Consider the following 659-nt stretch of genomic DNA (forward strand, 5'->3'; position numbering starts at 1 on the left):
TTAAAGCCCACGGTTACACTGCCAGATGCGCCAGCCTCGGTCAAACCGCTTAACGTATCCAGTGGATTGCCCCACGACTTTGGCTTCAAAATGCGCATCCCCCGTAATGGAACCCTCACCTGCCTTATTGTAGATTATCTTAACCACCAAATTTAAAAGGCTCTCTGCGTGGATAAAGAAGTAGACGGCTTTGATCCCCTACTTCATTCATGATTTTATCTAACGACCTTTTTAACGATGGGGAGGACGCTTTGGTGATCGCTTTTGTAAAGCTTTTTGCTTTTGCTGACGTTTTCTTTCATCCTCAAAATGCGTTAGTAAAGCGCGTTCCTGTTTCGTTTTATTGGTCACACCAAAGGTGTCATTGTCCATAAACTGCTGATATCCTGCTATCATTAAATTGCTTAAGAATGAGCCACTTTTTGGAGGTTGTGTAAAATAGATCCCTTTTGAATCTTGCAATTTATACCGGAAACCTGCTTTTTTCATGCACTCATAAACTGAGGCAAATTCACTCGCATACGAATTCATATCGTCAGGAGAAGCATAAACCGGTTTCCAACCACATTTTGATAAGGATTGTTGGATCATCGCTTTATCGACACCTGGTTTTTCCCATAATGCTAAAGTTGATGGAGGAGGTTGGTTAACACATCCAG

1 protein-coding gene is annotated in these 659 nt (G+C 42.0%); it reads right to left on the minus strand.

The features are described 5' to 3' along the window. Positions 1 to 231: 231 nt before the first annotated feature. On the minus strand, positions 232 to 659 hold a 428-nt coding region (locus tag ACFIN0_RS10015), incomplete at its 5' end, for a hypothetical protein (RefSeq protein WP_375702483.1).

Origin of the sequence: Bartonella sp. AA89HNZF (assembly GCF_042196905.1) — a bacterium.
GTDB lineage: Bacteria > Pseudomonadota > Alphaproteobacteria > Rhizobiales > Rhizobiaceae > Bartonella.